The sequence below is a fragment of the Mycobacterium sp. 1482292.6 genome (genome assembly GCF_001672995.1).
Taxonomy (GTDB): Bacteria; Actinomycetota; Actinomycetes; order Mycobacteriales; family Mycobacteriaceae; genus Mycobacterium; species Mycobacterium europaeum_A.
The window spans coordinates 1-25,866 of the sequence record NZ_LZKV01000045.1 but is presented as its reverse complement, the minus strand read 5'-3'; the positions used below and the strand labels follow the sequence as shown (position 1 = coordinate 25,866).

Here is a 25,866-nt window from a genome sequence, read left to right as displayed (position 1 = left end):
GGTTCGATCCGTCCGCCGGGGGACAGGGCGCCTACGACACCCCGCTGGGCATCACCAACCCGCCCATCGACGAGCTGCTGGACCGCGTCTCGAGCAAGTACGCGCTGGTGATCTACGCCGCCAAGCGGGCCCGTCAGATCAACGACTACTACAACCAGCTCGTCGATGGGCGGGTTGGTGATGCCCAGCGGGGTGTCGTAGGCGCCCTGTCCCCCGGCGGACGGATCGAACCGGTCGGGGACGGCGGCCAAAGCCGCGTCGGACTGCGGAATACTCACTTAGGTCAATCTCCTGGCGGATTCGAGCGGCTCGTCACCGCTGCAAAGTTCGGAAAAATTCGGTGGTCAATCTTGCTGGGATGTGGTCCGGCTTCTGGTCTGGCCAGACGGGTCAGGCCGGTCCGGCGCAGTTCCCACCAGCAAGGATACCAATTCGGAGCACGCTGACTCCAATTGACTGTTCACGACCACCCGGTCGAAGTCGTTTTGGGCCGCCATTTCGATGCGGGCGGTCTCCAGCCGCCGCCGCATGACCTCCGGCGTCTCGGTGCCGCGGCCGATGAGCCTGGCCTCGAGATCCTCCCAGCTGGGCGGTGCGAGGAAGACCGCGAGCGCCTCCGGCATCGCCTTCTTGACGGCCCTGGCACCGGCCAGGTCGACCTCGATGAGCACCGGAAACCCATTGGCCGTGGCGCTCCGGATCGGCTCGGCCAGGGTGCCCGATCGGTGCAGTCCCGAATGGATTTCGGCCCACTCCAGCAGTGCTCCCTCGTCGATCAGCTGCTGGAAGCGGGCGGGGCTGACGAAGTGATAATCGACACCGTCGACCTCGCCGGGGCGCGGCGCCCGCGTGGTGGCCGAGACGCTGAAATGCAGGTTCGGCACCCGCTCGCGCAGGCACCGGACGACCGTCGACTTGCCCACCGCGGAAGGACCGGACAGCACGACCACACGTCCGTTACCTGATGGTTCTGGACGTGTGCCGTGCTGGACGTCCGGTCCCCCGCCGGCGCTCACGGACGCCCCTCGGGGGGTGCGCCCACGGCTCGGGTCGGATTGCCCGCCTTCTCCTCAGGCCGTGCGGCCTGCATCGTCGGCGGCCGGGTTAGGAGCCGAACTTTTCCAGCAGGGCCTTGCGCTGACGATCGCCGAGACCGCGCAGGCGGCGGGTGGGGGCGATCTCCAACTCAGTCATGATTTCCTGCGCCTTGACCTTGCCCACCTTGGGCAACGCCTCGAGAAGCGCGGAAACCTTCATCTTGCCCAGGACTTCGTCGGTCTCGGCGTCCTTGAGCACCTGGGTCAGGTTGGTGCCGCCACGCTTCAGGCGGTCTTTGAGCTCTGCTCGCGCTCGACGTGCGGCAGCCGCCTTCTCCAACGCGGCCGCGCGCTGCTCGTCGGTCAACTGGGGAAGGGCCACGATTCCTCCGTATCTGATCAATCAATTTCAATCGATCGCTTTTTGTCTCGCCGGTACTTCTGCCAGCGGAGACGACCGTACTCAGGCCTCCTGACGAAATCTAACCCGACCCCCTGCTTGAGGGGACAAACTCCCAGCATGGACCGGCGCGTGGCAGGCCGAAGCGGCGCTCCCGCCGGGGCCGGCGGCGGCCGCCTTCGACGTTGCCCGGGCGGGGTTCGCCGGGCCGGTTCGACGCCTTGCCAGGGTCGCTAGCTGCGGTTTTAGCCCCCGGGGGCGGCGCGCGACGGCTTGGCCGGGCCGTTCGGAAACCCGCCGCCGAGCGGCCGTGACGCCCGGTGCGACGGATCACGGATTTGTTGCGGCGTGTCGCGCGTGTCGCGCCGCCGGTCAAAGGGCAGGCCAACGCCGCCTTTGGCCCGGCGCAGCGGTCCAGGCCGCCCCTGGATCGCCCGGCAACAACAGGCCAGCCATCGGGGAGACGACGGCCGAACCGCCGGGAGGTACACCGACTCGGTTGCCAACGCACGATGACCTTCACCAACCACCAAGGGCCGCAGCGTCGTTGGCCGACCGCGGTTCGCCGCCGCGCCCGACGGGCGCCGGTGCGTGCGGGGCGCCGAGGGTCCGCGGATTCCGATCCGCCCACAGTGCGTTTCCGTAACCACGGTTAAATCTGCAATCTGGTTCCGTAACTGCGGTTTTCGGGCCCGCCCGCGGGCCATTTCAGCTAATCGGCGGTGCGGAATCCGATACGATCGGGGGGTGTCCAACCTGCGAATTCGCCAGGCGGCCGAGCTGCTCGGAGTCAGCGACGACACCGTGCGGCGCTGGATCAACCAGGGCACATTGGCGGTCAGTCACGACGCCGCCGGCCGCAAGGTGATCGCCAGCGAGGACCTCGCCCGCTTCTCCCGCACCAATGCGCCCGCCCCGCCGGCGGACCCGCTGAGCATCGGCAGCTCGGCCCGCAACCGCTTCGTCGGGCTGGTCACGTCGGTGGTCAGCGACAAGGTGATGACCCAGGTCGAGATGCAGTGCGGCCCGTTCACGGTCGTCTCGCTGATGAGCACCGAGGCCGCCGAGGAACTGCAGCTGCGCCCCGGCAGCGTCGCCGTGGCCGTCGTCAAGGCCACCACCGTCATCGTCGAAACCGCGCGGCCCAGCACCGCAGTCGCGTCGGACTAGACGCAGAACCCGCTCACACGGCCAGGTAGGCGACCGCGTCCAGCATGCGATCGGCCGCCGCGCGCAGCTCCGGCACGCCCGGCCCGGCGCGCAGCACCTCGCGGGCCACCGCCGGCAACAACTGGCCGGGTTCCGCCCCGCCCAGCCCCGCCAGCGCCTCGGGCCGCCCGCCCTGGACGCCGAGCCCGGGCACCAGCACCGGGCCGCCCAGGGCGCTCAGATCGGGCGCCTGCAAGACCGTCGCGCCCACGACCACCCCCACGTATCCCGGCCCGGATCCGGTGGCGGACCGATTCACCACCGCCGCCTGGTCGACGACCAGCTGGGCCACCGTGCGGCCGTCGAAGGCGGCGCGCTGCACGGTCGCCCCCTCCGGGTTGGAGGTGGCCGCCAGCACGAACACTCCGCGGTCGTGCGCCGCGGCGGCTTCCAGCAGCGGCCGCAGTGAGCCGAACCCCAGATATGGCGTGGCCGTCACCGCGTCGGCGGCCAGCGGCGAATCACCCGCCCAGGCGGCGGCGTAGGCCGCCATCGTGGTGCCGATGTCGCCGCGTTTGGCGTCGGCCAGCACCAGCACCCCGGCCGACCGCAGCGCCGCGATGGTGCGTTCCAGCACCGCGAATCCGGCGGCGCCGTACGCCTCGAAGAACGCGACCTGGGGTTTGACGACCGCGTAGCCGGAGAACGCCTCGATGCAGATGTCGCAGAACGCGGCCAGCCCGTCGGCGGTGGTGGGCAGGCCCCAGGCGCGCAGCAGCTCGGGATGCGGGTCGATGCCCACGCACAGCGGCCCGCGCTCCGCTTTCGCGGCGGCCAGCCGGACGCCGAAGCCGGTCACCGGTGCCCGCTACCAGGCAGGCCGCCCTGGCCGATCTGGCTGTGCAGCTCTTGCAGGCTGCGCACGCCGATGTCGCCGCGGATGCCCGCCTCGATGCCCTGGACGGCGGCCGAGGCGCCCTGCACGGTGGTGACACACGGGATATTGACCGACACTGCGGCCGAACGGATTTCGTAGCCGTCGATGCGTGGCCCGGAGTTGCCGTAGGGCGTGTTGATGACCATGTCGACCTCGCCGGCCTTGATCGCGTCCACCGCGGACTCCGCGGGTCGGCCCGGCTGCGGCTCCTCGAAGTGCTTGCGTACCTCATCGCACGGAATCCCGTTGCGGCGCAACATCTCCGCTGTCCCCTCGGTGGCCAGCACGCGGAAACCCAGGTCGGCCAGCCGCTTGACGGGGAACACCAGCGAGCGCTTGTCGCGGTTGGCCACCGACACGAAGATGGTGCCCTGGGCGGGCAGCGACCCGTACGCCGCGGTCTGACTCTTGGCGAAGGCGCTGCCGAAGTCGCGGTCGATTCCCATCACCTCGCCGGTGGATTTCATCTCCGGACCCAGCAGCGAATCGATGCCCGAGCCGTCCGCCCGGCGGAACCGGTGGAACGGCAGCACCGCCTCCTTGACCGCGATCGGGGCGTTCTGCGCCGCGTGGGCGCCGTCGCCGGACGCCGCCAGCAACCCCTCCTCGCGCAGCTGGGAAATCTTGGCGCCCAACATGACCCGGGCGCAGGCCTTGGCGAGCGGGATCGCGGTGGCCTTGGACACGAACGGCACCGTGCGGCTGGCGCGCGGGTTGGCCTCCAGGACGTAGAGCACGTCGTCCTTGAGCGCGTACTGCACGTTGAGCAGCCCCACGACACCGATGCCGTGCGCGATGGCCTCGGTCGCCCGGCGCACCTTCTCGATGTCGCTGCGGCCCAGCGTCACCGGCGGCAGGGCGCACGCCGAGTCGCCGGAGTGGATGCCGGCCTCCTCGATGTGCTCCATGATGCCGCCGATGTACACCTCGGTGCCGTCGCACAGCGCGTCCACGTCGATCTCCACCGCGTCCTCGAGGAAGCGGTCGACGAGCACCGGGTGCTCGGGCGAGAGCTCGGTGGCCCGGGTGATGTAGCCGCGCAGCGTCTCCTCGTCGTAGACGATCTCCATGCCCCGGCCGCCCAGCACGTAGGACGGCCGCACCAGCACCGGGTAGCCGATGTCTTCGGCGATCCGCCGGGCGTGGTCGAAAGTGGTTGCCATGCCGTACTTCGGCGCGGGCAGGCCGGCGGTGGTGAGCACGTCGCCGAAGGCGCCGCGGTCCTCGGCCAGGTCGATGGCCTCCGGCGGGGTGCCGACGATCGGTACGCCCGCGTCGGCCAGGCGCTGCGCCAGCCCGAGCGGGGTTTGGCCGCCGAGCTGCACGATCACCCCGACCACGCCCGGGCCGTCTCCGGCGGACTGCTGCTCGGCGCGGAACACCTCGAGGACGTCCTCGAAGGTCAGCGGCTCGAAGTAGAGCCGGTCGGCGGTGTCATAGTCGGTGGACACCGTCTCCGGGTTGCAGTTGACCATCACCGTCTCGAAACCGGCCTGCGACAACGTCGTTGCGGCGTGCACGCAGCTGTAGTCGAATTCGATGCCCTGGCCGATGCGGTTGGGTCCCGATCCGAGGATCAGCACCTTGGGCTTCTCGGTCTGCGGCGCCACCTCGGTCTCGGCGGCGGGGTCCAACTCGTAGCTGCTGTAGTGGTACGGCGTCTTGGCCTCGAACTCCGCCGCGCAGGTGTCGACGGTCTTGTACACCGGGTGCACGCCGAGGCGCTCGCGCAGCGAGCGCACCCCGTTCTCGCCGGCCAATTCGGGGCGCAGCGCGGCGATCTGGCGGTCCGACAGCCCGCTGTGCTTGGCCTGGCGCAGTAGGTCGGCGTCGAGCACCGGGGCGGCGATCAGCTCCGCGCGCAGCTCGATCAGCTCGCCGATCTGCGCCACGAACCACGGGTCGACGCCGCTGGCCTCGGCGACCCGCTCCACCGACGCGCCCAGCCGCAGCGCCAGCTCGATGTCGTAGAGCCGGCCCTCGGTCGGGGTGCGCAGCCGGTCGAGCACCTCACCGACGTCGCCGTCCGGGTCCGGCTTGGTCCAAAAACCCGCGCGGGTGGTTTCCAGCGACCGCATCACCTTGCCGAGCGCCTCAATGAAGTTGCGGCCCAACGACATCGCCTCGCCGACGGACTTCATGGTGGTGGTCAGGGTGGGGTCGGCGCCGGGGAATTTCTCGAACGCGAAGCGGGGCGCCTTGACCACCACGTAGTCCAGGGTGGGCTCGAAGCAGGCGGGCGTCTCCTTGGTGATGTCGTTGACGATCTCGTCGAGGGTGTACCCGATGGCGAGCTTGGCGGCGATCTTGGCGATCGGGAAGCCGGTGGCCTTGGAGGCCAGCGCGCTGGACCGCGACACCCGCGGGTTCATCTCGATGACGATCAGCCGGCCGTCGACCGGGTTGATCGCGAACTGGATGTTGCAGCCGCCGGTGTCCACCCCGACCTCGCGCAGGATCGCGATGCCCAGGTCCCGCATCCGCTGGTATTCGCGGTCGGTCAGCGTCATCGCCGGCGCGACGGTGACCGAGTCGCCGGTGTGCACGCCCATGGGATCGAAGTTCTCGATCGAGCAGACGACGACCACGTTGTCGTTGCCGTCGCGCATCAGCTCGAGCTCGAATTCCTTCCAGCCGTAGATCGATTCCTCGATCAGCACGTTGGCGCTCGGGCTCTCGGCCAAGCCTGCGCCGGCCATCCGGTCGACCTCTTCGACGGATCGCGCCATGCCGGACCCCAGCCCGCCCATCGTGAAGCTGGGCCGCACCACGACCGGCAGCCCGAGTTCCTCGACGGTCTCGCGGACCTCCTCCATCGTGAAACAGACTCGGCTGCGGGCGGATTCACCGCCGACCTTGGCGACGATGTCCTTGAACATCTGCCGGTCCTCGCCGCGCTGGATTGCGTCGATGTCGGCGCCGATGAGCTCGACGCCGTGCCGCTCGAGCGCCCCGTTTTCGTGCAGCGCGACCGCCGTGTTCAGCGCGGTCTGCCCGCCCAGCGTGGCCAGCAGCGCGTCGATCTTGTTGCCGCGCTCGGCCTGCTGGGCGATCACCTTCTCGACGAAGGCGGCGGTGATCGGCTCGACGTAGGTGTGGTCGGCGTACTCCGGGTCGGTCATGATGGTGGCCGGGTTGGAGTTGATCAGGCTGACCTCCAGGCCCTCCGCACGCAGCACCCGGCAGGCCTGGGTTCCCGAGTAGTCGAACTCGGCGGCCTGCCCGATGACGATCGGCCCGGAGCCGATCACCAGCACGTGACGCAAGTCGGTACGACGCGGCACTACCGCCCCTTTCCGCGGTTTGGGGCCGCCATCAGGTCGATGAATTGGTCGAACAAATACTCCGCATCGTGCGGACCCGCCGCGGCCTCCGGGTGATACTGCACCGAGAACGCCTGCCCGTCGGCGAGTTTGACGCCCTCGACCACTCCGTCGTTGGCGCAGGTGTGGCTGACGATCGCTTGGCCGAACGGCGTGTCGAAGGACTGGCCGGCCTCTCCCTCGAGCGCGAAGCCGTGGTTTTGTGCGGTGACCGCCACCCGCCCGGTGGCGTGGTCGATCACCGGGATGTTGATGCCGCGGTGACCGAATACCAGCTTGTAGGTGGACAACCCCAGCGCCCGGCCCAGGATCTGGTTGCCGAAGCAGATGCCGAACAACGGGATTCCGGCGCCCAGCACCTTGCGGGTGACCTCGACGACGTGATCGGCGGTGGCGGGGTCACCTGGGCCGTTGGACAAGAACACCCCGTCGGGCTTGATGTCGGCGATCTGGTCGTAGGTCGCCGAGGACGCCAGCACATGGGTCCGGACGCCGCGGCGGGCGAAGTTGCGCGGCGTGTTCGTCTTGATGCCCAGGTCCAGCGCGGCCACCGTAAACCGCGGTGCCCCTTCGGGTTCCACGATGTAGTTGTCGGGCGTGCTGACCTCGCCGGCCAGGTCGGCGCCCAGCATCGACTGCTGGCCCCGCACCCGCGCCAGCAATTCGTCCACCTCGGCGAGCGCGTCGCCGGAGAACACGCCCGCCTTCATCGAGCCGCGGGTGCGCAGATGGCGCACCACCGCGCGGGTGTCGATGCCGGCGATGCCGACGATGTGCTGGCGGACCAGCTCGTCCTCCAGGGTTCCGGTGGCCCGCCAGCTGGACGGGCGCGGCGACGGGTCGCGCACCGCGTAGCCGGCGACCCAGATCCGGTCGCCGCGACTCTCGGCGTCCTCGCCGTTCCAGCCGGTGTTGCCGATCTGCGGCGCGGTGGCCACCACGATCTGCCGGTGGTAACTGGGATCGGTCAGCGTCTCCTGGTAGCCGGACATGCCGGTGGAAAACACGGCCTCGCCGAGTGTTTGGCCGATTTTGCCGAACGGCGTGCCGGTGAAGACGCGGCCGTCCTCGAGTACCAGTTGCGCTTTAGTCATCAGCGCCGCTCCTCTTCATGATGCGATTCGAGCCAGTCGTCGTAATCGGCGCGGCTGTTCGCCCGAAACCCGGTGTCGATCTCGACGCCCGACGGCAGCCGCCAGCGGATCGCCAGAATCCCGATCCGGCCGGTCATCCGGCGCTCCATGCGGATCTCGGTGATCGATTCTCGGGGGATCCAAATCGGTTGGGCCCGTAGGCGTTCCACCATGATGCCCCCGGCGTAACGGGTCAACACCGCCTTGCTGCGGAAACCGAGGTCGCCGGCCGCGATCCGCTCGTGCCAGCCCGGCGCCATCATGGACCCGCAGTAGTGGCCGCGGGTGCTGATCGTGGCCGCCCCGACGTGGTCCGGGATCTCGGGCAGCGCGCCGATCAGCTCCGCCTGGTGCTGTGAGCGGCGCTGCCAGGTCCGCATCATCAGCTGGATGACCACCGTGATGACGACCACCACCACGGCGGCGAAGATCAGCGACCCCACCAGGGTGGCGGAGTTCATGCGCGCCGCTCCTTCTCATCGCTTCGCTCTGCATCGTCACCGGCGCGATTCATGCCGGCGACTTCCCGTCTCGGGCTGTGACCTTGCCGCGCAGCAGCGTGGCGGTCACGGTGGCGGGCAGGGTCATCGCCTCGTAGGGCGTGTTGGCCGAGCGGCTGGCCAGCTCCGACCCGGTGACGGTCCACGAGGCCGTGGGATCTACCACCGTGAGGTTGGCGGGCTCCCCCACCTCCAGCGGCCGGCCGTGGTCGGGCAGGCCCACGATGCGGGCTGGGTTTTCGCTCATCACCCGGGCAACGTCCCGCCAGGTCAGCAACCCCGGGGTGACCATCGTCTGCACCACGATCGACAGCGCCGTCTGCAGTCCCAGCATGCCGGGCCGCGCCGCGGAGAACTCCACGCACTTCTCGTGCTCGGCGTGCGGCGCGTGATCGGTGGCCACACAGTCGATGACACCGTCGGCCAGCGCCTGGCGCAACGCCACCGCGTCGGCCGCCTCGCGCAGCGGTGGGTTGACGCGGTTTTGCCCGTCGTAACTGGTCAGCCTGCTGTCGTCGAGCATCAGGTGGTGCGGGGTGACCTCGGCGGTGATCGAGATTCCTTGCTGCTTAGCCCATTTCACGATCTCGACGGTGCCAGCGGTGGAGGCGTGGCAGATGTGTACCCGCGCGCCGGCGTCGCGGGCCAGCAGCGCGTCGCGGGCGACGATCGACTCCTCGGCCGCCCTGGGCCAGCCCGCCAGGCCCAGCCGGGCCGCGGTGGGGCCCTCGTGGGCGACGGCGCCGACCGTCAGCCGCGGCTCCTCGGCGTGCTGGGCGATGAGCACGCCCAGCCCGGTGGCGTATTCCAGGGCGCGGCGCATCACCAGCGGGTCGTGCACGCAGATGCCGTCGTCGGAGAACATCCGCACCTGCGCGGCCCCGGCCGCCATCATGCCCATCTCGGTGAGCTCTTTGCCGGCCAGCCCGACGGTGACGGCGCCAACCGGGTGCACGTCGACCAGGCCGACCTGCTGCCCGCGGTGCCAGACGTGGTCGGTGACCACCGGGCTGTCGGCGACCGGGTTCGTGTTGGCCATCGCGAACACCGCGGTGTAACCACCCAAAGCGGCTGCGGCCGAGCCGGTTTCGATATCCTCGGCGTATTCACGCCCCGGTTCGCGCAGGTGGGTGTGCAAGTCCACCAGGCCGGGCAACAGCACCTGACCGGTGGCGTCGATGACGTCCAGGTCCTTTCCGACGCCTCCGGCCTCGGCCAACTTGGGCCCGATGTCGATGATCTGGCCGTCGTCGATCAGCACGTCGACGCGATCGCCCTCGCCGTACAACAGCACCCCGCGCAGCAGCACGCTCACGCTACACCCTCTTCACCCGAATTCTCCGCCGTCTCGGTGCCGACCAGCAGGTGAAACAGCACCGCCATCCGCACATGCACGCCATTGGAAACCTGTTGCAGCACAGCCGATTGCGACGAGTCGGCCACCGAGGAGGCGATCTCCATGCCACGCAGCATCGGCCCCGGGTGCAGCACCACGGCGTGGCCGGGCAGCAGCGCCTGGCGGCGGTCGGAAAGCCCATAGAGGGAGGAGTATTCGCGCACCGACGGGAAGAACCCGCCGTTCATCCGCTCGGCCTGGACCCGCAGCATCAGCACCGCGTCGGCGGCGGGTAGCTCGGCGTCGAAGTCGTTCGACACGGTGACCGGCCAGCCCTCGACGCCGACCGGCAGCAGCGTGGGCGGCGCCACCAGGACCACCTCGGCGCCCAGGGTCGCCAGCAGCATGACGTTGGAGCGGGCGACCCGGCTGTGCAGGATGTCGCCCACGATCACGATGCGACGGCCTTCGATGCCGCCGAGCCGTTGGCGAATGGTGAGCGCGTCCAGCAGCGCCTGGGTCGGGTGCTCGTGGGTGCCGTCGCCGGCGTTGATGACCGACGGTCCCCCACTGTCTCCGGCGGCGTTCGCGCCGCTCCACTCGGCGAGCAGGTGCGCGGCGCCGGACGCCGGGTGCCGGATGATCAGCGCGTCGGCGCCGGCGGCGCGCAGCGTGAACGCGGTGTCGCGCAGCGACTCTCCCTTGCCCACCGACGATCCCGACGCGCTGACGTTGATCACGTCGGCGCTCATCCACTTGCCGGCCACCTCGAAGGACACCCGGGTGCGGGTCGAGTTCTCGTAGAACATCGTGACGATGGTGCGGCCACGCAGCGTCGGCAGCTTCTTGATCTCGCGGCCCACCAGCGCCTGGGCGAACCGGTCGGCGTCGTCGAGGATCGCGGTGGCGTCGTCGCGGCTCAGGTCGCCGGCGGCCAGCAGATGGCGCGTCATCGTGAGATCACCACCCCGTCGTCGCCGTCGCTCTCCCGCAGCAGCACGTGCACGCTCTCCCCGCGCGAGGTCGGGACGTTCTTGCCCACGTAGTCGGCGCGCAACGGCAGTTCGCGGTGGCCACGGTCGACCAGCACCGCCAGCTGCACCACCCGCGGCCGGCCCACGTCGCGCAGCGCGTCCAGCGCGGATCGGACCGAGCGGCCGGAGTACAGGACGTCGTCGACCAGGATCACCAGCGCGTCGTCGATGCCCCCGGCCGGAATCGAGGTGTCCTCCAGCGGCCGCGGCGGTTTCTGCATCAGGTCATCGCGATAGAGGGTGATGTCCAGGGCGCCGTGGCCCACCTCGACACCGCTGTATTCGCCGATGTTGGCGGCGAGCCGCTTGGCGAGAATCACACCGCGGGTCGGGATGCCCAGCAGCACCACCCGTGGTGCGTCGGGGCCGTCCAGCGCGGTCTTTTCGATGATCTGATGCGCAATGCGGGAAATGGTGCGGCCCACGTCGGCCGCCGACATCAACTCCCGGGAATCGCCGCCCTTGAGACCGGGGAAGCCGGTGTCGCCCGCAGCACCCATACGAAACTTGACCTCCTTCTCCGCCTCGCCGGACGGATCGTTAAAGGATGTCGACTGCACGGCAGCGTAGCACTTATTTTGCCGGTGACGGCGCGAGGCACCTGCCGTGCCGATCGACGGCAGCCTACTGCGCGGGCGGAGGCGGCGGTGGCGGCGGAGCAGGCCAGGTGCGACGCGGCGGGATCTGCCCGCAATCGAGTCCGTACCCGGCCGCGGATGTACAGACGCTTTTGTTCCGCGGCCGGTTGTCGGTGGGCGGACTATTGTCGAAAGTATGTTCGAATCCTCGGAGGAAGCCGCGTTGCTGGCGCGGATCGCCGCGCAGGAGCGCGCCAAGTCGGCGGCCGCGGCGGACCAGGCTCGGGCGGCCGCAGCCCTCGACGCACTGCGCCGTGCGAACGAGGCGGCCGCCGGAGTGCCGGTCGCCCAGCGCGGCCGCGGAGTAGCCAGCGAGATCGCCTTGGCGCGACGCGACTCCCCCGCCCGGGGCGGCAGACATCTCGGATTCGCGAAGGCGTTGGTTCACGAGATGCCCCACACCCTGGCCGCCCTCGAGAGCGGGCGATTGTCCGAATGGCGGGCCACCCTGATCGTTCGTGAGTCGGCTTGCCTGGACGTCGAGGACCGCCGCGCCCTGGACGCCGAACTGTGTGGCGACGGATCCTCGTTGGACGGGATGGGCGACGCGCGAATAGCCGCGGCCGCCCGGGCGATCGCCTATCGGCTCAATGCGCAGGCAGTGGTCGATCGTGCCGCCAAGGCCGAATCCGAACGCACAGTGACGATCCGGCCGGCCCCGGACACGATGACATGGGTGTCGGCATTACTGCCCGTAGCACAGGGCGTCTCGGTCTACGCGGCGCTGAAGCGCGCCGCCGACACCACAGTCGATCAACGCTCGCGTGGCCAGGTGATGGCCGACACGCTTGTTGAACGGGTTACCGGGTGCCCCGCCGAGGTCGCCCAGCCGGTAGCGGTCAACCTGGTCATCTCCGACGAATCGCTGTTCGGCGCTGCACCAACCGCGGCGAACGTCGACGGGTATGGCCCGATCCCCGCGGCCGTAGCCCGCCAACTCGTGAACGGTGCAGTGCTCGACCCCCGGTCCCGCGCCACGCTGCGCCGGCTCTACCGACATCCGCGCTCGGGGGCCCTGGTGGCGATGGAATCGCGGACGCGGCGTTTCCCGAAGAGCCTGGCCACCTTTATCGAGTTTCGCGATGGCCGCTGTCGCACCCCGTACTGCGATGCGCCCATCCGCCACCGCGACCACGCCAGGCCGCATCGTCGCGGTGGGTTGACGAGTGCGGCCAATGGGTTGGGCTTGTGTGAACGTTGCAACTACGTCAAGGAAGTTCCCGGTTGGCGCGTCGCGGCGGAAACCGACGAAAACGGTTTGCATACAGCAGTTTTCATTACGCCAACCGGCATGCACTATCGCTCCGGCGCGCCACCGGCACCCGGACCGTTCGGGGTGGAACTCAGTGAGCTGGAAATACGGATCGGCGTCCACCTGGCCGATCCCCACGCCGCCTAGCTGAGGCCCGCCGGCTTTTCCGGCTCGCAACGCGGGATACCAGAGCGCCCAAGGACGGCTATGCCGACTAGTCGACGTCTGCCTCATTCTTGGCCAGGCGTTGCGCGGTCAGGCCGGCATGCGCGATGCGGCGCAGTGCCGCGAGGATCGGCTCATAGAAGATAGTTCCGAGCACGGCGTATTCGATTGCTGCCGCCGGCGGTTCCAGCGGCATCTGCTCGATGTCGTAAGCGGCGATGGCACTGATATGTGGCGCGTACGCGCGCAGGCGATCCTCGGTCATCGGAACGCCCGCAGCCTGCGCGTCGGCAAGCGCGCGGTCAAGCTGCGCTACCGCGGGAAGATCGTCGGGCACCTCGAAGTCAAGCGCCGACAACGCGGCCCGAGCCCGTGGGCAGTCCCCATCACTTGCGGCTTGGGTGGGGCGCGAAAGCGCCGCTGTCGCAGCGCCCAGCGTCGCGAAAAGCGACCGGCCCGGGTTGTCGATGAGTTCGACGACCGACCTGATCTGGGAGATCGCAAGACCGAGCGCGGACAGCGCCCTGATCAGCGCGATCCGTCGGACGTGCCGTTCGTCGTAGTGGGCGCGGGTCGAGCTGACTGCGTGGCCTGGCATCAGCACGTTCTCGCGTAGGTAGAACTTGATCGTCGGCACCGACACATGGGTGCGACTCGCCAGCTCCGACATCAGCACGGAAGCGCTCCTTGAAGAAGTCCTGCCAGAACATCTTGACATTAGATACTTCGATTATCCAGTATTGGATAGTAGAAATATCTAATCGATCAATACGATTTCAGGAAGCTATTATGAGCACCTCGCTGATCACTCCGTTCATGAGCATCACGGTGGGGGCCACCATCATCTCGGTCGTCACCATCGCGGCCGGCGGCGTCTTCTTGCTGCGCGTGGTCACCGGAAATCACGAAGCCAACGGTCTGCAGAAATCGTTTTTCCGAGCGGGCCATGCGCACGCCGGTGTGCTCGTGATGCTGGGCCTGCTGTTGTCGGTAGTGGGCAACGCCGCGGGGGCGAGCCCCGCTGTGGCCAACGGCGGAGCGATCGCCGTGCTGCTGGCCGCCATCATGATGCCCGCGGGATTCTTCCTGTCGGTGCTCGGCCGCAACCCGGCGCGCCCGAACCGGATGATCGCGAGCGTGTGGCTCGGCGCGACGCTGCTGATTGCGGGTGTACTCACGTCCGGGGTGGCCACCCTGATCGCGGGAATCGACCGAATCTGAGGACCGCCCGACCGGCCCGCTACCCTGACCAGGTGAATCGCTCGACCCGCTCGACCCTCACAGGCAACGCCGCCTCCATCCGCGAAGTGTGCGACGCCGGCCTGCTTGCCGGCGCGGTCACCATGGTCTGGCAGCGCGGAGAACTCCTGCAGGTCAACGAGATCGGCTACCGCGACGTGGATGCGGGGCTGCCGATGCAGCGCGACACGCTGTTTCGCATCGCGTCGATGACCAAGCCGGTGACGGTCGCGACGGTGATGAGCCTGGTCGACGAGGGCAAGCTGACGCTGAAGGATCCCGTGACCCGGTGGGCGCCGGAGCTGGCCGACCTGCGGGTGCTCGACGATCCGCACGGCCCGCTGGACCGCACCCACCCGGTGAACCGCGCCATCTTGATCGAGGATCTGCTCACCCACACCAGCGGCCTGGCCTACGGCTTCTCGGTGTCCGGGCCGATCGCCAAGGCCTATATGCGGCTGCCGTTCAACCAGGGCCCGGACGCCTGGCTGGGCGCGCTGGCCAAGCTGCCGCTGGTGCATCAGCCCGGCGACCGGGTCACCTACAGCCACTCCATCGACCTTCTCGGCGTCATCGCCGCCCGCATCGAGGACAAGCCGTTCCACCAGGTGCTCGACGAACGGATCCTGGGCCCCGCGGGCATGGCGGACACCGGGTTCTTCGTCTCGCCCGAGGCGCGGCGCCGCGCGGCGACCATGTATCGGCTCGACGAGCACAGCCGGCTGCACCACGGCGTGATGGGGCCGCCGCACATCACCCCGCCCTCGTTCTGCAACGCCGGCGGCGGATTGTGGTCCAGCGCCGACGATTACCTGCGATTCGTCCGGATGCTGCTCGGCGACGGGACACTCGACGGCGTGCGGGTCCTCTCCGAAGAATCCGTCCGGCTGATGCGCACCGACCGGCTCACCGACGAACAGAAGCGGCACAACTTCCTGGGTGCACCCTATTGGGTCGGCCGCGGCTTCGGGTTGAACCTGTCGGTGGTGACCGATCCGGCCAAGAGCGCACCGCTTTTCGGGCCGGGCGGTCTGGGCACCTTCAGCTGGCCCGGCGCGTACGGGACCTGGTGGCAGGCGGACCCCGACGCGGATCTGATCCTGCTCTACCTCATCCAGAATCTGCCCGACCTGACCGTCGATGCCGCCACCGCCGTCGCCGGCAACACGTCGCTGGCCAAACTGCGCACGGCGCAACCACGATTCGTCCGCAACACCTACCGCGCCCTCGGCCTTTAAAGTCACATCGCGATGCCCGAATATCCACCCGACCGCATCAGCGGGCCGCGGCTGTCGCTGCGGCCGCCTACGCTCGACGATGCCGGTGCGCTGTTCCAGCGGGTCGCCCGCGATCCACAGGTCACCAAGTATCTGCTGTGGGCGCCGCACCCCGACGTGGCCGCCACGCGGCGGGTGATCACCGAGAAACTGAACATCAGCGCGGACGAGAAGACCTGGGTGATCGAGTCGCGGCACCGCGGCGAGGTGATCGGGTTGGCCAGCTGCCGGCGCTCCGCGCCGCACTCGGTTGAGGTCGGCTACTGCCTGGGCCGCCGCTGGTGGGGCAAGGGGTTGATGTCCGAGGTGCTCGGCATGCTGCTCGCCGCCCTCGACGCCGACCGCGAGGTGTATCGGGTGTGGGCCACCTGCAGCGTGGACAACACGCGCTCGGCGCGACTGCTCGAGCACGCCGGCTTCTTCCTGGAGGGGCGGCTGGCCCGGCACGCGGTCTACCCGACCATGGGGCCCGAGCCCCAGGACAGCCTGCTCTACGCCAAGATTCTGCGCTGACTAGCTGTGCTGCACCGCGCCGTCGAGTTCGAGCGCGCGGCGCGCGTAGGCCCGCACGTCGGCGTCGCCGTCCTTGAGCGCGATGCCCAGCGCGTCCCGGGCGGCGGGCTCGCCGGCCCACCGGGTCAGGCTCAGCACGGCCGCCTTGCGCACGTCCAGATGGGCGTCACCGAGCGCCTCAGCCAGCTGCGGAACCGCGAAGTCGACCGGCGCGCCGCCCAGGGCGCGCGCCGCGCCTTCCCGCACCTGCCAGGCCGGCGCCCGCAGCGCCTGCTTGATGGCGGCGTAATCCTCTTCGCCACAACCCAATTGGCCCAACGCCGCCAGCGCGGCCGCCCGAACCAACGGGTCGGAGTCGGCGACGAGCCGGCGCACAGCCCCGGTCGCCGGGGCCGCCGCCCCCCTCAGCGTCGCCAGCCCGGCCGCCGCCGCGATGCGGACTTCCCGGTTCTCGTCGTCGGCGGCGGCGACCACGCCAGCCACGTCGTCGACGGACACCAGCGCGCGCACCGCCTCGATGCGCACCCGATGATCGACGTCCTCGAGGGCGCGACGGTATTGCCCGGCGTCGCCGGCCCGGCGGGCGGCCAGCACGTACACCGCCGCGGCCCGCACCACCCGATCGCCCGAATCCAGGTGCCGCCGCACGCTTTCCGGCTCCGGCAGCACCTCGACCAGCTCGCGGATGCCGTCGGCGCTGGTCAGTCGGACTCCCGCGTCGTCGTCGCTCAGCGCGGCGACCAGCGCCGGCGCGTACCCGTCGGGGATGTGCTCGGTCAACGTCGACACCGCGGTGCGGCGCACCCCGGGATCCGCGTCGGCGAGATAGGGGCCGAGGTCGGCCATCGTGGGCTCCTCGAGCGCCAGCACCTCGGCGATGCGCGGCGAGGGCGGCTCGAATGTCGTGCTGGCCGAGTTGATTCGGGACACCGCGGTGGCCGGCGCTTGCCCGCCGACCAGCGGCGGCTGCTCCACCGGGTACACCGTCTGGTCGGTGGGCGGCAGGCCGTCCAGCTCCGGGACGGGCACGAAGTAGGGCGCCACCGGCCGCTTGAGGAACACCATCTCGCCGTGGTCGTCCTTGCGCAGGTTGAGGTGATAACCCCATTGATTGTCGTCGCGGCCCGGCAGGTCGGCGCGGTCGTGGTACAGCCCCCAGCGCGATTCGGTGCGGGTGTGCGACGATCGGGCGGCCATCTCGGCGCAGTCCCGGATGAACGACACCTCGACCGCGCGCATCAGCTCGTGCGGATTGCGGGCGCCCATCTCGGCGATCTCGGCGCTCATCCGCTCGAAGGTGCGGATGGCCAGCGACAGCTTGGCCCCGGTCTTGGGGGGTGCGACGTAATCGTTGACGAAGCGACGCAGCTTGTATTCGACCTGCGGTTGCGGCGGTCCATCCGGATGGCGCAGCGGGCGGTAGATCAGCTCGTGCGCCTCGCGCACCTGCTCCTCCGGAAGCTGTTGCGGCGCAGCCACTTCGGTCAGCGTCGAGGCGGCGTGCGTGCCGGCCAGATCGCCGAAGACGAACGCACCGATCATGTAGTTGTGCGGGACGCAGGCCATGTCGCCGGCGGCATACAGCCCGGGCACCGTGGTGCGGGCGTGCTCGTCGACCCACACCCCCGACGCGGAATGCCCGCTGCACAAACCGATTTCGGAGATGTGCATCTCGATGTCGTGGGTGCGGTAGTCATGACCGCGGTTGGCGTGGAAGGTGCCCCGGGTCGGCCGCTCGGTGGTGTGCAGGATGTTTTCCAGCGCGGTCAGCGTCTCGTCGGGCAGGTGCGACACCTTGAGATAGATGGGCCCGCGCGCGGAGTCGATCTCACTCTTGACCTCGGCCATCATCTGCCCCGACCAGTAGTCGGAGTCGACGAACCGCTCGCCGTGCGCGTTGACCTGGTAGCCGCCAAAGGGATTCGCCACGTACGCACACGCCGGGCCGTTGTAGTCCTTGATCAGCGGGTTGACCTGGAAGCATTCGATGCCCGAGAGTTCCGCGCCTGCGTGGTAGGCCATCGAGTAGCCGTCGCCGGCGTTGGTCGGGTTCTCGTAGGTGCCGTACAGGTAGCCCGAGGCGGGCAGGCCGAGCCGGCCGCAAGCACCGGTGGCCAGGATGACCGCCTTGGCGCCGACAGTGACGAATTCCCCGGTGCGCGTGTTCAGCGCCGCCGCACCGACCGCGCGCCCGCCGTCGGTCAGCACCCGGACCGGCATCAGCCGGTTCTCGATCTGGATCTTCTCGCGCATCGACCGCTGCCGCAGCACGCGATACAGCGCCTTCTTGACGTCCTTGCCTTCGGGCATGGGCAGCACGTAGGAGCCCGAGCGGTGCACCCGGCGCACGGCGTATTCGCCGTGCTCGTTCTTCTCGAATTTCACGCCGTAGCGCTCCAGCCGCTGCACCATCGCGAACCCGCGGGTGGCGGTCTGATACACGGTGCGCTGGTTGACGATTCCGTCGTTGGCGCGGGTGATCTCGGCGACGTAGTCCTCCGGTTCGGCCTTGCCGGGGATCACCGCGTTGTTCACCCCGTCCATGCCCATCGCCAGGGCTCCGGAATGGCGCACGTGGGCCTTCTCCAGCAGCAGCACCTGCGCGCCGTTCTCGGCGGCCGACAGCGCGGCCATGGTGCCCGCGGTGCCACCGCCGATGACGAGCACGTCACAGTCGAGCCGGATGGGGGTCGCCGGGTCGGGAATCTGCATCATGCCGCCACCGCCGAGTGATCCAGCGCCGCAATGACTTCGGCGCGCAGCGCGGCGCGCTGCCGATCGACGCGCGGCTCCGGCACGTCGACCAGGGTGCGCAGCGGCTGACCGGCCTTGCCCAGCACGGCGATTCGATCGCCCAGCAGCAGCGCCTCGTCGACGTCGTGGGTGACGAACACGATCGTCGTCGGATGGGCACGCCAGGTGTCGATCAGCAGCCGCTGCATGGCCGTGCGGGTCTGGGTGTCCAGCGCGCCGAACGGCTCGTCCATCATCACCGCGCGCGGCGCCCCGGCCAGCCCGCGGGCCAGCTGGACGCGCTGGCGCATGCCGCCGGACAGGCTCTTGGGCAGATAGTCGCCGAAACCGGTCAGCCCCAGCTCGGCGATCCAGCGGTCCGCCTCGGTGCGCCGCCCGGCGCGGGAGACGCCGCGCAGCCGCAGGGCCAACTCGATGTTGGAGCGCACGGTGCGCCAGGGCAGCAGCGCGTTGTCCTGGAACACCATGCCCCGGTCGCCCGAGGTGGTCGTCACCTCGTCGCCGTCGGCCACGATCCGGCCCGCGTCGGGCCGCAGCAGCCCCGCCAGGGCCCGCAGCACCGTCGACTTGCCGCAGCCCGAGGGACCGGTGAGCACCAGGATCTCCCCCGGGCGCACCGTCAGGCTCAGCCCGTCGATCACCGGTTCTCCGGTGTAGGACAAGCGAACCCGATCCAGTTCCAGGCTCACTGGGGCTTGTTTGAGGGCTTGTTCGAGAGTCATCGCTGCTCCTCCTCCGCTCGCGGCAGCCAACTGGTCACCCGACGGCCCACGACCTCGACGGCCGCCGCTGTCGCGAAACCCAGCACGCCGATGGTGATGATGCCGACGAACACCTGGGGATAGGCCAGCACGGTGTAGTCCTGCCAGGTGCGATAGCCGATCCCGAGCCGGCCCGAGATCATCTCGGCGGAGATCACGCAGATCCACGCCACGCCCATGCCGACCGACAGGCCGCCGAACACCCCCGGCAGGATGCCCGGCAACACCACCTGCTTGAGCACGTCCCACCGGCCGCCGCCGAGGGTGCGCACCGAGTCCTCCCACAGCGTGGGCAGCGCGCGCACCGCGTGCCGGGTGCTGACCAGGATCGGGAAGTACGCCGCGAGGAAGGTGATGAACACGATGCCCGCCTCGTCGGTCGGGAACAGCAGGATCGCCACGGGCACCATCGCGATGGCCGGGACGGGCCGGACCAACTCGGTCAGCGGGCCGAAAGTGTTGGCGACCAACCGGGATCGGCCCAGCAGCACCCCCGTCGCGACGCCGACCACCGCGGCCAGGCCGAAGCCGGTGAGGATGCGGATCAGCGACTGCGCCAGGTCAAGCCAGTACTCGGAAGTCCCGAGCCGGCGGCCCAGCGCGTGCACGATCTCGGTGACGGTGGGCAGCGTGTCGAAGCGCAGCAGCAGCCGGACCTTGTCGGCGGTGAGCAGCTGCCACAGCCCGATCGCGACCACCACCGACACGAGCCGAAGCAGCCGCCACTGCCACGGCGAGCCGGCGCGCCGCGGGGTGGCCGCCGCCGGGACCGTGTCGACGACCTGCGCGGACACCGGGGCTGCCGGGTCGCCGGTCAGATAGGCGGTCATACCGAACCTCCAAGGGCCTGTTCGTAATTGACGAGGGTGCCGCCCGGGTGCGCGGCGAGGTAGCGATGCGCGCCGGCCGGCGTTCCGAACGGCAGATAGTTCTGTCCGTTTCGCACCCAGACCGCCTTGTCGGCGAACCACCGGGTGCCGAGCTCCGCGTCGGGAACATAGGCGGCGCGGACTTTGGCGCCGTGGGCGGTCGCGTCCCGCACGGCTCGCAGCAGGCTGGTCGGGTCGGCGACCGTTTGGGTGGAATCGGCACCGTCGAGCCACAGTTCGCTTGCCAGCGCGGGATCCCCGCGCAGCGCGGACGGGTTGGCGGTGGCGGCCCGGGCCGCGTCGTAGTTCAGGCCGCGAGCGCCGAACACGGTGCGCAGCGGCCCGTCCTGGACGAAGTTAAACACGTCGAGGTCGGCGAAGTCACCGATCGACTTCAGGTAGGGCACATCGTTTTTCAGCGCCTCCACCAGTGACGGCTTGAGGGTGGTGTCGAACGAGGTACCGCCGGGGCCGTTGTACAGGTACACCACTTCCTGTGGCAGGCCGCTGCCCTGCGCGACGATGCGCGCCGCCTCGAGCGGCTTGGAGTTGAGGAAGTCTCCTGCGTCCAGTTGTGCCTGCAGGAAGGCGCCCAGCACCTCCGGATGCGACGCCGCATACGAGCGCCGCACCACCACCCCGTGCAGGGTGGGCAGGTTCAGTTCGGCCCCGTCGTAGAGCAGTTTGGCCTTGCCCTGAAACACCAGCAGGCCGGGCCAGGCGACGAACTGCGAAAGACCCTGCACCTGACCGGATTCCAAAGCGGAGGCGCCCACCTGCGGTTGCTGGTTGAGCACTTCCACACCTTTGATCCCGGCCCGGTCCAGCGCTCGCATCAACGTGCCGTGCCCGGCCGACCCCACGCTGGCCGAGACCTTGGAGCCGGCCAGGTCGCTCAACGTGGTCGCCGACGAACCCGGCGCCACCACCACCATGTTCAGGGCGCCCTTGGGGTTGTAGCCGGTGATGGAAACGATCTCGGTTTTCGCCAGCGGGTTGGCCTGCGTCTTGGAGCCGTTGATCAGCATCGGGTAGTCGCCCATCGAGCCGATGTCGATCTTCTCGGCGAGCATCTGCGCGGTGATCGGCGCGCCGGTGTCGTAATCCTGCCAGCGCACCGCGTATTTGGTGCCGGTGCGGGTGGTGATGTCGGCCAGCCGGCGCTCCAGGTAGCCCTGCGCGCGCAGCAGCGTACCGGCGGTGACGGTGTTGATGGTCTTGGACTGATATCCCACCACCACGTTGACCACACCGGATGATTGCGACAGGGATTCCAGTGAGCAACCGGCGGTGAGCGCGGCGATCGCGATCACGACCGACGCCAGCGCAATGGCGCGTCGTTTCATCAAAGATCCTGGGGTTGAATGCTTTTCAGCGAAGGAGATAGGGCATGTTGACGGTGACGGCGCCGGTGGGACAGCGCGCCGCGCAGGGGCCGCAGTACCAGCACTCGTCGACGTGCATAAAGGCCTTGCCGGTGTCGGGGTTGATGGCCAGCGCATCCAGCGGGCAGACCTCCACGCACAGCGTGCACCCGTCGATACACAGCGACTCGTCGATGGTGACCGGCACGTCGGCGCGGTTGTTGTTGATCAGCGTCATGGGTTGCTCCTCGTCGGCTCGGCTCTAGTAAGGTTGCCGCGCATGGTGATTCGGTCACCGCGCATCCGGATGTACTCCAGGTCGACCGGGGTGCCGTCGGCCAGGCTGGTCAGCCGCTCCAGCATCAGCAGCGCCGCGCCGTCGGGCACCTGCAGCGTGGCCGCCGAGTGCGCGTCGGCCGGGATGGCCTCGAGCGCCAGCGCCGCCGAGCCCAGCCGCTGCCCGCTCACCTCCTCGATGAGGGAGAACAGGTCGTTGGTTTCCAGCGGATGGTCGAGCACCCGCCGGCCGATGTCCGGGGCGAGGTAGGTGAGGTCAAGGCTGAGCGGCAGATCACCCAGGTAACGCAACCGCTCGACGAACACCGCCGGCTCGCCCGGCTGCAGCCGCAGCCGGCGGGCCACCGACGGCGGCGCGGTGACCGGCATCGCGGCGCGCACCTCGTTGCGGACCTCGCCGAGATCCTTGAACGTCTCCTTCAGGCCCAGCAGCGCGTCGAGGCCGTGGTCGTATTTGCGCTGCGCGACGTGCGTGCCCACCTTCGGCCCGCGGTCGATCAGCCCCTCTTGCTTGAGGACGGCCAGCGCCTCGCGAATGGTGTTGCGCGATACCGAGAATTCGGCGGCCAGCTGCTGTTCGGCGGGCAGGCCCGCCGGATAGGCGTCGGCGTGGATCTGTTGGCGCAGCACGTCGGCGACCCGGCGGGCGCGATTGGCCCGGGAGTCTTGAATATCCCGGCTAGGTACTGGGTGCGCCACGGGAGTCACGCTAACGCAGCTCAGGGCCACTTTTCGGGTCGCCGATGGGCGTCGGTGCCGGCCCCCGGGCGTATTGCGCCGGGCGGCGTTCGGGCCCGACCAGCGAAAACCGCCACCCGCCGCGCCATTGCGCCACCTGCGGGAACCCGTCGGCTTTGTGATCCCGGTGAGCAGAACCTGCCATGCCGTCAAACTCCGGATTCCGTGTCGCGCACCGATGGCGGAAGATAACGTGCATGACCGACGTCTCGAAACTCGCGTTGACCAAGGTGCCGGCCGTCACCCTCGGCTTTTGGGTCATCAAGGTGTTGGCGACGACGTTGGGCGAGACGGGCGGCGACACCGTCACGATGACCCTGAATTGGGGCTACGCCGCCGGGGTCGCGATCTTCGGCGTCGCGCTGGTGGCGCTGGTTGCGGCGCAGATCCTGGCCAAGCGGTTCCACGCGGTCCTGTACTGGGCGACGATCGTGGCCTCGACGACGTTCGGCACCGTGCTGGCCGACTTCGCGGACCGCTCGCTCGGCATCGGTTACACGGGCGGATCGCTGCTGCTGCTGGCCTGCCTGCTGGCCACCCTGGGCTGGTGGCGGTGGTCCCAGGGCACCGTATCGGTCAGCACCGTCTCGACGCCCAGAGTGGAGGCCTTCTACTGGGCGACCATCACGTTCTCGCAGACGCTGGGCACCGCGCTCGGCGATTGGCTGGCGGACACACGCGATCTCGGTTACGAACGCGGCGCGCTGGTGTTCGCGGTCGGCCTGGCGGCGGTCGCCGCCCTGTACTTCTGGACCTCCATTTCCCGCGTCACCTTGTTCTGGGTCGCGTTCATCCTCACCCGGCCGCTGGGGGCGACGGTGGGTGACTTCATCGACAAGCCCGTCGCCGACGGCGGCCTGGCGTGGAGCCGCCCGCTGGCCTCCGCGGTGATCGCGGCGCTCATCGCGGTGTTGCTGGTCATCATCCCGCAGCGTCCCGGCAGGCACCCCGGCCAGCCCAAAGACGATGCGCCGGAAGCCGATCCGGCCGGCGGCGCCGAGCACTCGGACCGCGACGCGCGCTGAACGGCCGGTCCGGCGCCCGCGCTCATCGAGAAGTTAACTCCGGAACCGGGCCCCACCCGCGGCAACGGCACCGGGCCGGCCCCGCTCTCAACGATTTCACAGCGCTTCGGCCGTAGCGTGACAAAGATCGGTGATCACGGCGGCACAAAGGAGCGGGGATGCCACCCGGCACGCGCCAGCTTGCAGGCACGCCCGTGATGATGCTCCCCCCAATGGGCTTGCGGGAGCGCCGCATTGAGGAATGCCCGACCATGTGGTTCAACCGCGACTTCTTCGAACGACCGTGGCCCGACTGGGCAATCGACGTCGACGTCGAGCGCCTGACGACGTTCTTCAGCCACACCACTCCCGGTGAGACCCTCCTCGGCCACCCGGTGCGCATCACGCTGCGAAGCGCCGGCGTGGTGTGGGTGGCGACCAACCGGTTCTGCCGCATGGGCGGCCCGTTCGCCGAGGTGCTGATCGAGGCTCGCTGGCCCGACTGAGGCCGGGTCCGGCTCTCGACGTAGCGTTGACACATGAGAGTCCTGCTCGTCGAGGATGAACCACGGCTGTCCGCGACCGTGACCAGGGGGCTCAAGGCGGAGGGGTTCGTCGTGGTGGCCGTGGGCAACGGTGTCGACGGGCTGCGGGAAGCCACCGAAAACGCTTTTGACGTAATCGTTCTCGACATCATGCTGCCCGGCCTCAGCGGTTATGAGGTGCTGCGCCGGATGCGGTCGCACAACGTGTGGACGCCGGTGCTCATGCTCACCGCCAAGGACGGCGAATACGACGAGACCGATGCGTTCGATCTGGGTGCCGATGACTATCTGACCAAGCCGTTCTCGTTCCGGGTGCTGGTCGCGCGGCTGCGGGCGCTGGTTCGCCGCGGCGCACCGGCGCGGCCGGTGGTGCTCAAAGCCGGGTCGCTGGCGCTCGATCCCGCCCGGCACACGGTGAAACGGGGCTCGACGCCGATCGCGTTGACTCCCCGCGAGTACGGCGTGCTCGAGTACCTGATGCGCAACATGGACGTGGTGGTGACCAAGGCCGAGATCCTGCAGAACGTCTGGGATGCCCACCATCACGGCCCGGACAACGTCGTCGAGGTTTATGTGGGCTACCTGCGCCGCAAGATCGATGTTCCCTTCGGTACCAACACCATCGAGACGATCCGGGGCGTCGGCTACCGGTTGCTGTGCTGAGACCCCTGCCGCGGCAACGTCACAACCATCGTGGTTCCCCCGTACGGCGGGTCGTCGATGGCGACCGTGCCCCCGTGGGCGGTGACGACCTCGGTGACGATCGCCAGGCCCAGCCCGGTCCCACCCCCGCTGCGGGCCCGGTCGGAGTCCAGGCGCACGAAACGTTCGAACACCCGGTCGCGGTCGGCGGGGGCGATTCCGGGGCCGTCATCGCTGACGGTCAGGATCGCCGTCGCGTCATCGCCGCGGACTTCGATGGCGACACACGAAACCGCATGTCGCACAGCATTTTCGACGAGGTTGCGGATCATCCGCGACATCGCCACCGGGTCAGCGTCCAGGCGCACCGGACGGAGATCGGTGTGGATCACGCACCGTGCGTCGCGCCGGGCCCGGTCGGCCTCGGCCCGCGCGAGGTCGTCGAGGGCCACCGGCTCCTTGCGCCGCAGCAGCCGCTGCTCGTCCGCGCGGGCCAGCAGCAGCAGGTCTTCGATCAGCGTGTGCATGCGCTGCGCCTCGGGCAGCAACGTATTGACCGCCAGCTCGGCGTCGAGCAGGTCGGGATGGGCCTCGGCCACTTCCAGCCCGGAGATGATGGTGGCCAGCGGGCTGCGCAACTCGTGGGAGGCGTCGCCGACGAAGCGTTGCTGCGCGCGGTGACCCGCTTCCAGCCGCGAGAGCATCTCGTTCATGGTGACGGCCAGGGCCGCGATCTCGTCGTGGCTGTCGGGGACCGGAACCCGCTCGGCCAGATCGGACGTCGAGATGTCGGCCACCCTGGTCCGGATCGCGTCCACCGACTGCAGCGAGCGGCGCACCAGCCAGTAGGTCGCCCCCGCCACCACCGCGACAATCACCGGCGCGCTGCAGGCCAACAGGATCGCCAGGGCCCGCGCGGTCCCCTCGACCGCCTCGCTGCCCCCGCCCACCAGCACCGT

Annotated in this window: 25 protein-coding genes and 1 pseudogene; 9 read left to right on the top strand and 17 right to left on the bottom strand. The window is 69.3% G+C overall.

The annotated features are described in order from the left end of the window. A pseudogene (rpoZ, locus tag A5624_RS29405) lies at window positions 1-170 on the top strand (DNA-directed RNA polymerase subunit omega); the annotation flags it as partial. Window positions 171-344: 174 nt separating this feature from the next. Here the strand turns inward: rpoZ and gmk are convergent. Continuing rightward, the gene (gene gmk, locus A5624_RS03630) at window positions 345-1,016 is read right to left on the bottom strand and encodes a guanylate kinase (RefSeq protein ID WP_156748783.1); all 672 of its coding nucleotides are present in this window, start codon (window positions 1,014-1,016) and stop codon (window positions 345-347) included. Between the two features lie 88 nt (window positions 1,017-1,104). After that, the gene (gene mihF, locus A5624_RS03625; protein WP_007171927.1) at window positions 1,105-1,419 is read right to left on the bottom strand and encodes an integration host factor, actinobacterial type; all 315 of its coding nucleotides are present in this window, start codon (window positions 1,417-1,419) and stop codon (window positions 1,105-1,107) included. A gap of 765 nt (window positions 1,420-2,184) precedes the next feature. On the opposite strand from mihF, the gene A5624_RS03620 reads away from it, so the two are divergent. After that, a complete protein-coding gene (locus A5624_RS03620; RefSeq protein WP_066861659.1) occupies window positions 2,185-2,607 on the top strand; it encodes a molybdopterin-binding protein in 423 nt (140 codons plus the stop codon). A gap of 13 nt (window positions 2,608-2,620) precedes the next feature. Here the strand turns inward: A5624_RS03620 and pyrF are convergent, their stop codons facing one another. Genes pyrF through pyrR form a run of 7 tightly spaced genes read right to left on the bottom strand, consistent with a single transcriptional unit; the run spans window position 2,621 to window position 11,349 of the window. Next, window positions 2,621-3,445, bottom strand: a complete 825-nt coding sequence (gene pyrF, locus A5624_RS03615; RefSeq protein WP_066861655.1) for an orotidine-5'-phosphate decarboxylase — start codon at window positions 3,443-3,445, stop codon at window positions 2,621-2,623. After that, on the bottom strand, window positions 3,442-6,807 hold the full coding sequence (gene carB, locus A5624_RS03610; protein ID WP_066861653.1) for a carbamoyl-phosphate synthase large subunit: 3,366 nt from the start codon (window positions 6,805-6,807) through the stop codon (window positions 3,442-3,444). Before carB ends, pyrF begins: the two co-directional genes overlap by 4 nt. Continuing rightward, the gene (gene carA, locus A5624_RS03605; RefSeq protein ID WP_066861650.1) at window positions 6,807-7,940 is read right to left on the bottom strand and encodes a glutamine-hydrolyzing carbamoyl-phosphate synthase small subunit; all 1,134 of its coding nucleotides are present in this window, start codon (window positions 7,938-7,940) and stop codon (window positions 6,807-6,809) included. The genes carB and carA overlap by 1 nt, the downstream gene beginning before the upstream one ends. Beyond that, a complete protein-coding gene (locus A5624_RS03600; protein WP_066861647.1) occupies window positions 7,940-8,440 on the bottom strand; it encodes a transporter in 501 nt (166 codons plus the stop codon). Before A5624_RS03600 ends, carA begins: the two co-directional genes overlap by 1 nt. Window positions 8,441-8,489: 49 nt before the next feature. Continuing rightward, entirely contained in the window at window positions 8,490-9,794 is a 1,305-nt protein-coding gene (locus A5624_RS03595; RefSeq protein WP_066861645.1) for a dihydroorotase, read from the bottom strand. Further along, window positions 9,791-10,768: an aspartate carbamoyltransferase catalytic subunit gene (locus A5624_RS03590; protein WP_066861642.1), complete on the bottom strand. Its 978-nt coding sequence runs from the start codon at window positions 10,766-10,768 to the stop codon at window positions 9,791-9,793. Before A5624_RS03590 ends, A5624_RS03595 begins: the two co-directional genes overlap by 4 nt. Further along, window positions 10,765-11,349: a bifunctional pyr operon transcriptional regulator/uracil phosphoribosyltransferase PyrR gene (pyrR, locus tag A5624_RS03585; protein WP_066861670.1), complete on the bottom strand. Its 585-nt coding sequence runs from the start codon at window positions 11,347-11,349 to the stop codon at window positions 10,765-10,767. The genes A5624_RS03590 and pyrR overlap by 4 nt, the downstream gene beginning before the upstream one ends. 274 nt (window positions 11,350-11,623) lie before the next feature. Here pyrR and A5624_RS03580 point away from each other — a divergent pair, with 274 nt between their 5' ends. Beyond that, the gene (locus A5624_RS03580; RefSeq protein ID WP_066861639.1) at window positions 11,624-12,886 is read left to right on the top strand and encodes an HNH endonuclease signature motif containing protein; all 1,263 of its coding nucleotides are present in this window, start codon (window positions 11,624-11,626) and stop codon (window positions 12,884-12,886) included. Window positions 12,887-12,953: 67 nt separating this feature from the next. On the opposite strand, the gene A5624_RS03575 is transcribed toward A5624_RS03580, so the two are convergent. Further along, window positions 12,954-13,574, bottom strand: coding sequence for a MerR family transcriptional regulator (locus tag A5624_RS03575; protein ID WP_231998362.1), 621 nt, complete (start codon window positions 13,572-13,574; stop codon window positions 12,954-12,956). A 119-nt stretch (window positions 13,575-13,693) separates the two neighbouring features. Here A5624_RS03575 and A5624_RS03570 point away from each other — a divergent pair, with 119 nt between their 5' ends. The 3 genes from A5624_RS03570 to A5624_RS03560 are packed head-to-tail and all read left to right on the top strand — an operon-like array spanning window position 13,694 to window position 15,933. Beyond that, window positions 13,694-14,125 carry a hypothetical protein gene (locus A5624_RS03570; protein WP_231997842.1) on the top strand — a complete coding sequence of 144 codons (432 nt, stop codon included), beginning with the start codon at window positions 13,694-13,696 and terminating at the stop codon, window positions 14,123-14,125. 32 nt (window positions 14,126-14,157) lie between these two features. Next, window positions 14,158-15,381, top strand: a complete 1,224-nt coding sequence (locus A5624_RS03565; protein ID WP_066861633.1) for a serine hydrolase — start codon at window positions 14,158-14,160, stop codon at window positions 15,379-15,381. A gap of 12 nt (window positions 15,382-15,393) precedes the next feature. Beyond that, on the top strand, window positions 15,394-15,933 hold the full coding sequence (locus A5624_RS03560; protein ID WP_066861630.1) for a GNAT family N-acetyltransferase: 540 nt from the start codon (window positions 15,394-15,396) through the stop codon (window positions 15,931-15,933). On the opposite strand, the gene A5624_RS03555 is transcribed toward A5624_RS03560, so the two are convergent. Genes A5624_RS03555 through A5624_RS03530 form a run of 6 tightly spaced genes read right to left on the bottom strand, consistent with a single transcriptional unit; the run spans window position 15,934 to window position 22,686 of the window. Beyond that, window positions 15,934-18,648: a fumarate reductase/succinate dehydrogenase flavoprotein subunit gene (locus tag A5624_RS03555; RefSeq protein WP_197518911.1), complete on the bottom strand. Its 2,715-nt coding sequence runs from the start codon at window positions 18,646-18,648 to the stop codon at window positions 15,934-15,936. After that, the gene (locus A5624_RS03550; RefSeq protein ID WP_066861628.1) at window positions 18,645-19,409 is read right to left on the bottom strand and encodes an ABC transporter ATP-binding protein; all 765 of its coding nucleotides are present in this window, start codon (window positions 19,407-19,409) and stop codon (window positions 18,645-18,647) included. The genes A5624_RS03555 and A5624_RS03550 overlap by 4 nt, the downstream gene beginning before the upstream one ends. Then, window positions 19,406-20,278, bottom strand: coding sequence for an ABC transporter permease (locus A5624_RS03545; protein WP_066861625.1), 873 nt, complete (start codon window positions 20,276-20,278; stop codon window positions 19,406-19,408). The genes A5624_RS03550 and A5624_RS03545 overlap by 4 nt, the downstream gene beginning before the upstream one ends. Further along, window positions 20,275-21,663, bottom strand: a complete 1,389-nt coding sequence (locus A5624_RS03540) for an ABC transporter substrate-binding protein (RefSeq protein ID WP_066861622.1) — start codon at window positions 21,661-21,663, stop codon at window positions 20,275-20,277. Before A5624_RS03540 ends, A5624_RS03545 begins: the two co-directional genes overlap by 4 nt. Window positions 21,664-21,688: 25 nt before the next feature. Beyond that, window positions 21,689-21,919, bottom strand: a complete 231-nt coding sequence (locus A5624_RS03535; RefSeq protein WP_064885673.1) for a ferredoxin family protein — start codon at window positions 21,917-21,919, stop codon at window positions 21,689-21,691. After that, window positions 21,916-22,686, bottom strand: a complete 771-nt coding sequence (locus A5624_RS03530) for a GntR family transcriptional regulator (RefSeq protein WP_066861619.1) — start codon at window positions 22,684-22,686, stop codon at window positions 21,916-21,918. Before A5624_RS03530 ends, A5624_RS03535 begins: the two co-directional genes overlap by 4 nt. A gap of 227 nt (window positions 22,687-22,913) precedes the next feature. Here A5624_RS03530 and A5624_RS03525 point away from each other — a divergent pair, with 227 nt between their 5' ends. The 3 genes from A5624_RS03525 (at window position 22,914) to A5624_RS03515 (ending at window position 24,928) form a co-directional block, all read left to right on the top strand. Next, complete coding sequence (locus A5624_RS03525; RefSeq protein ID WP_066861616.1) at window positions 22,914-23,741, top strand: hypothetical protein; 828 nt, start codon at window positions 22,914-22,916, stop codon at window positions 23,739-23,741. Window positions 23,742-23,899: 158 nt separating this feature from the next. Next, the gene (locus A5624_RS03520) at window positions 23,900-24,226 is read left to right on the top strand and encodes a hypothetical protein (protein ID WP_066861614.1); all 327 of its coding nucleotides are present in this window, start codon (window positions 23,900-23,902) and stop codon (window positions 24,224-24,226) included. A 33-nt stretch (window positions 24,227-24,259) separates the two neighbouring features. Beyond that, window positions 24,260-24,928, top strand: a complete 669-nt coding sequence (locus A5624_RS03515) for a response regulator transcription factor (protein WP_066861611.1) — start codon at window positions 24,260-24,262, stop codon at window positions 24,926-24,928. Here the strand turns inward: A5624_RS03515 and A5624_RS03510 are convergent. Continuing rightward, the coding region (locus A5624_RS03510) for a HAMP domain-containing sensor histidine kinase (RefSeq protein WP_066861608.1) at window positions 24,910-25,866 on the bottom strand (957 nt) is incomplete at its 5' end. The genes A5624_RS03515 and A5624_RS03510 overlap by 19 nt on opposite strands.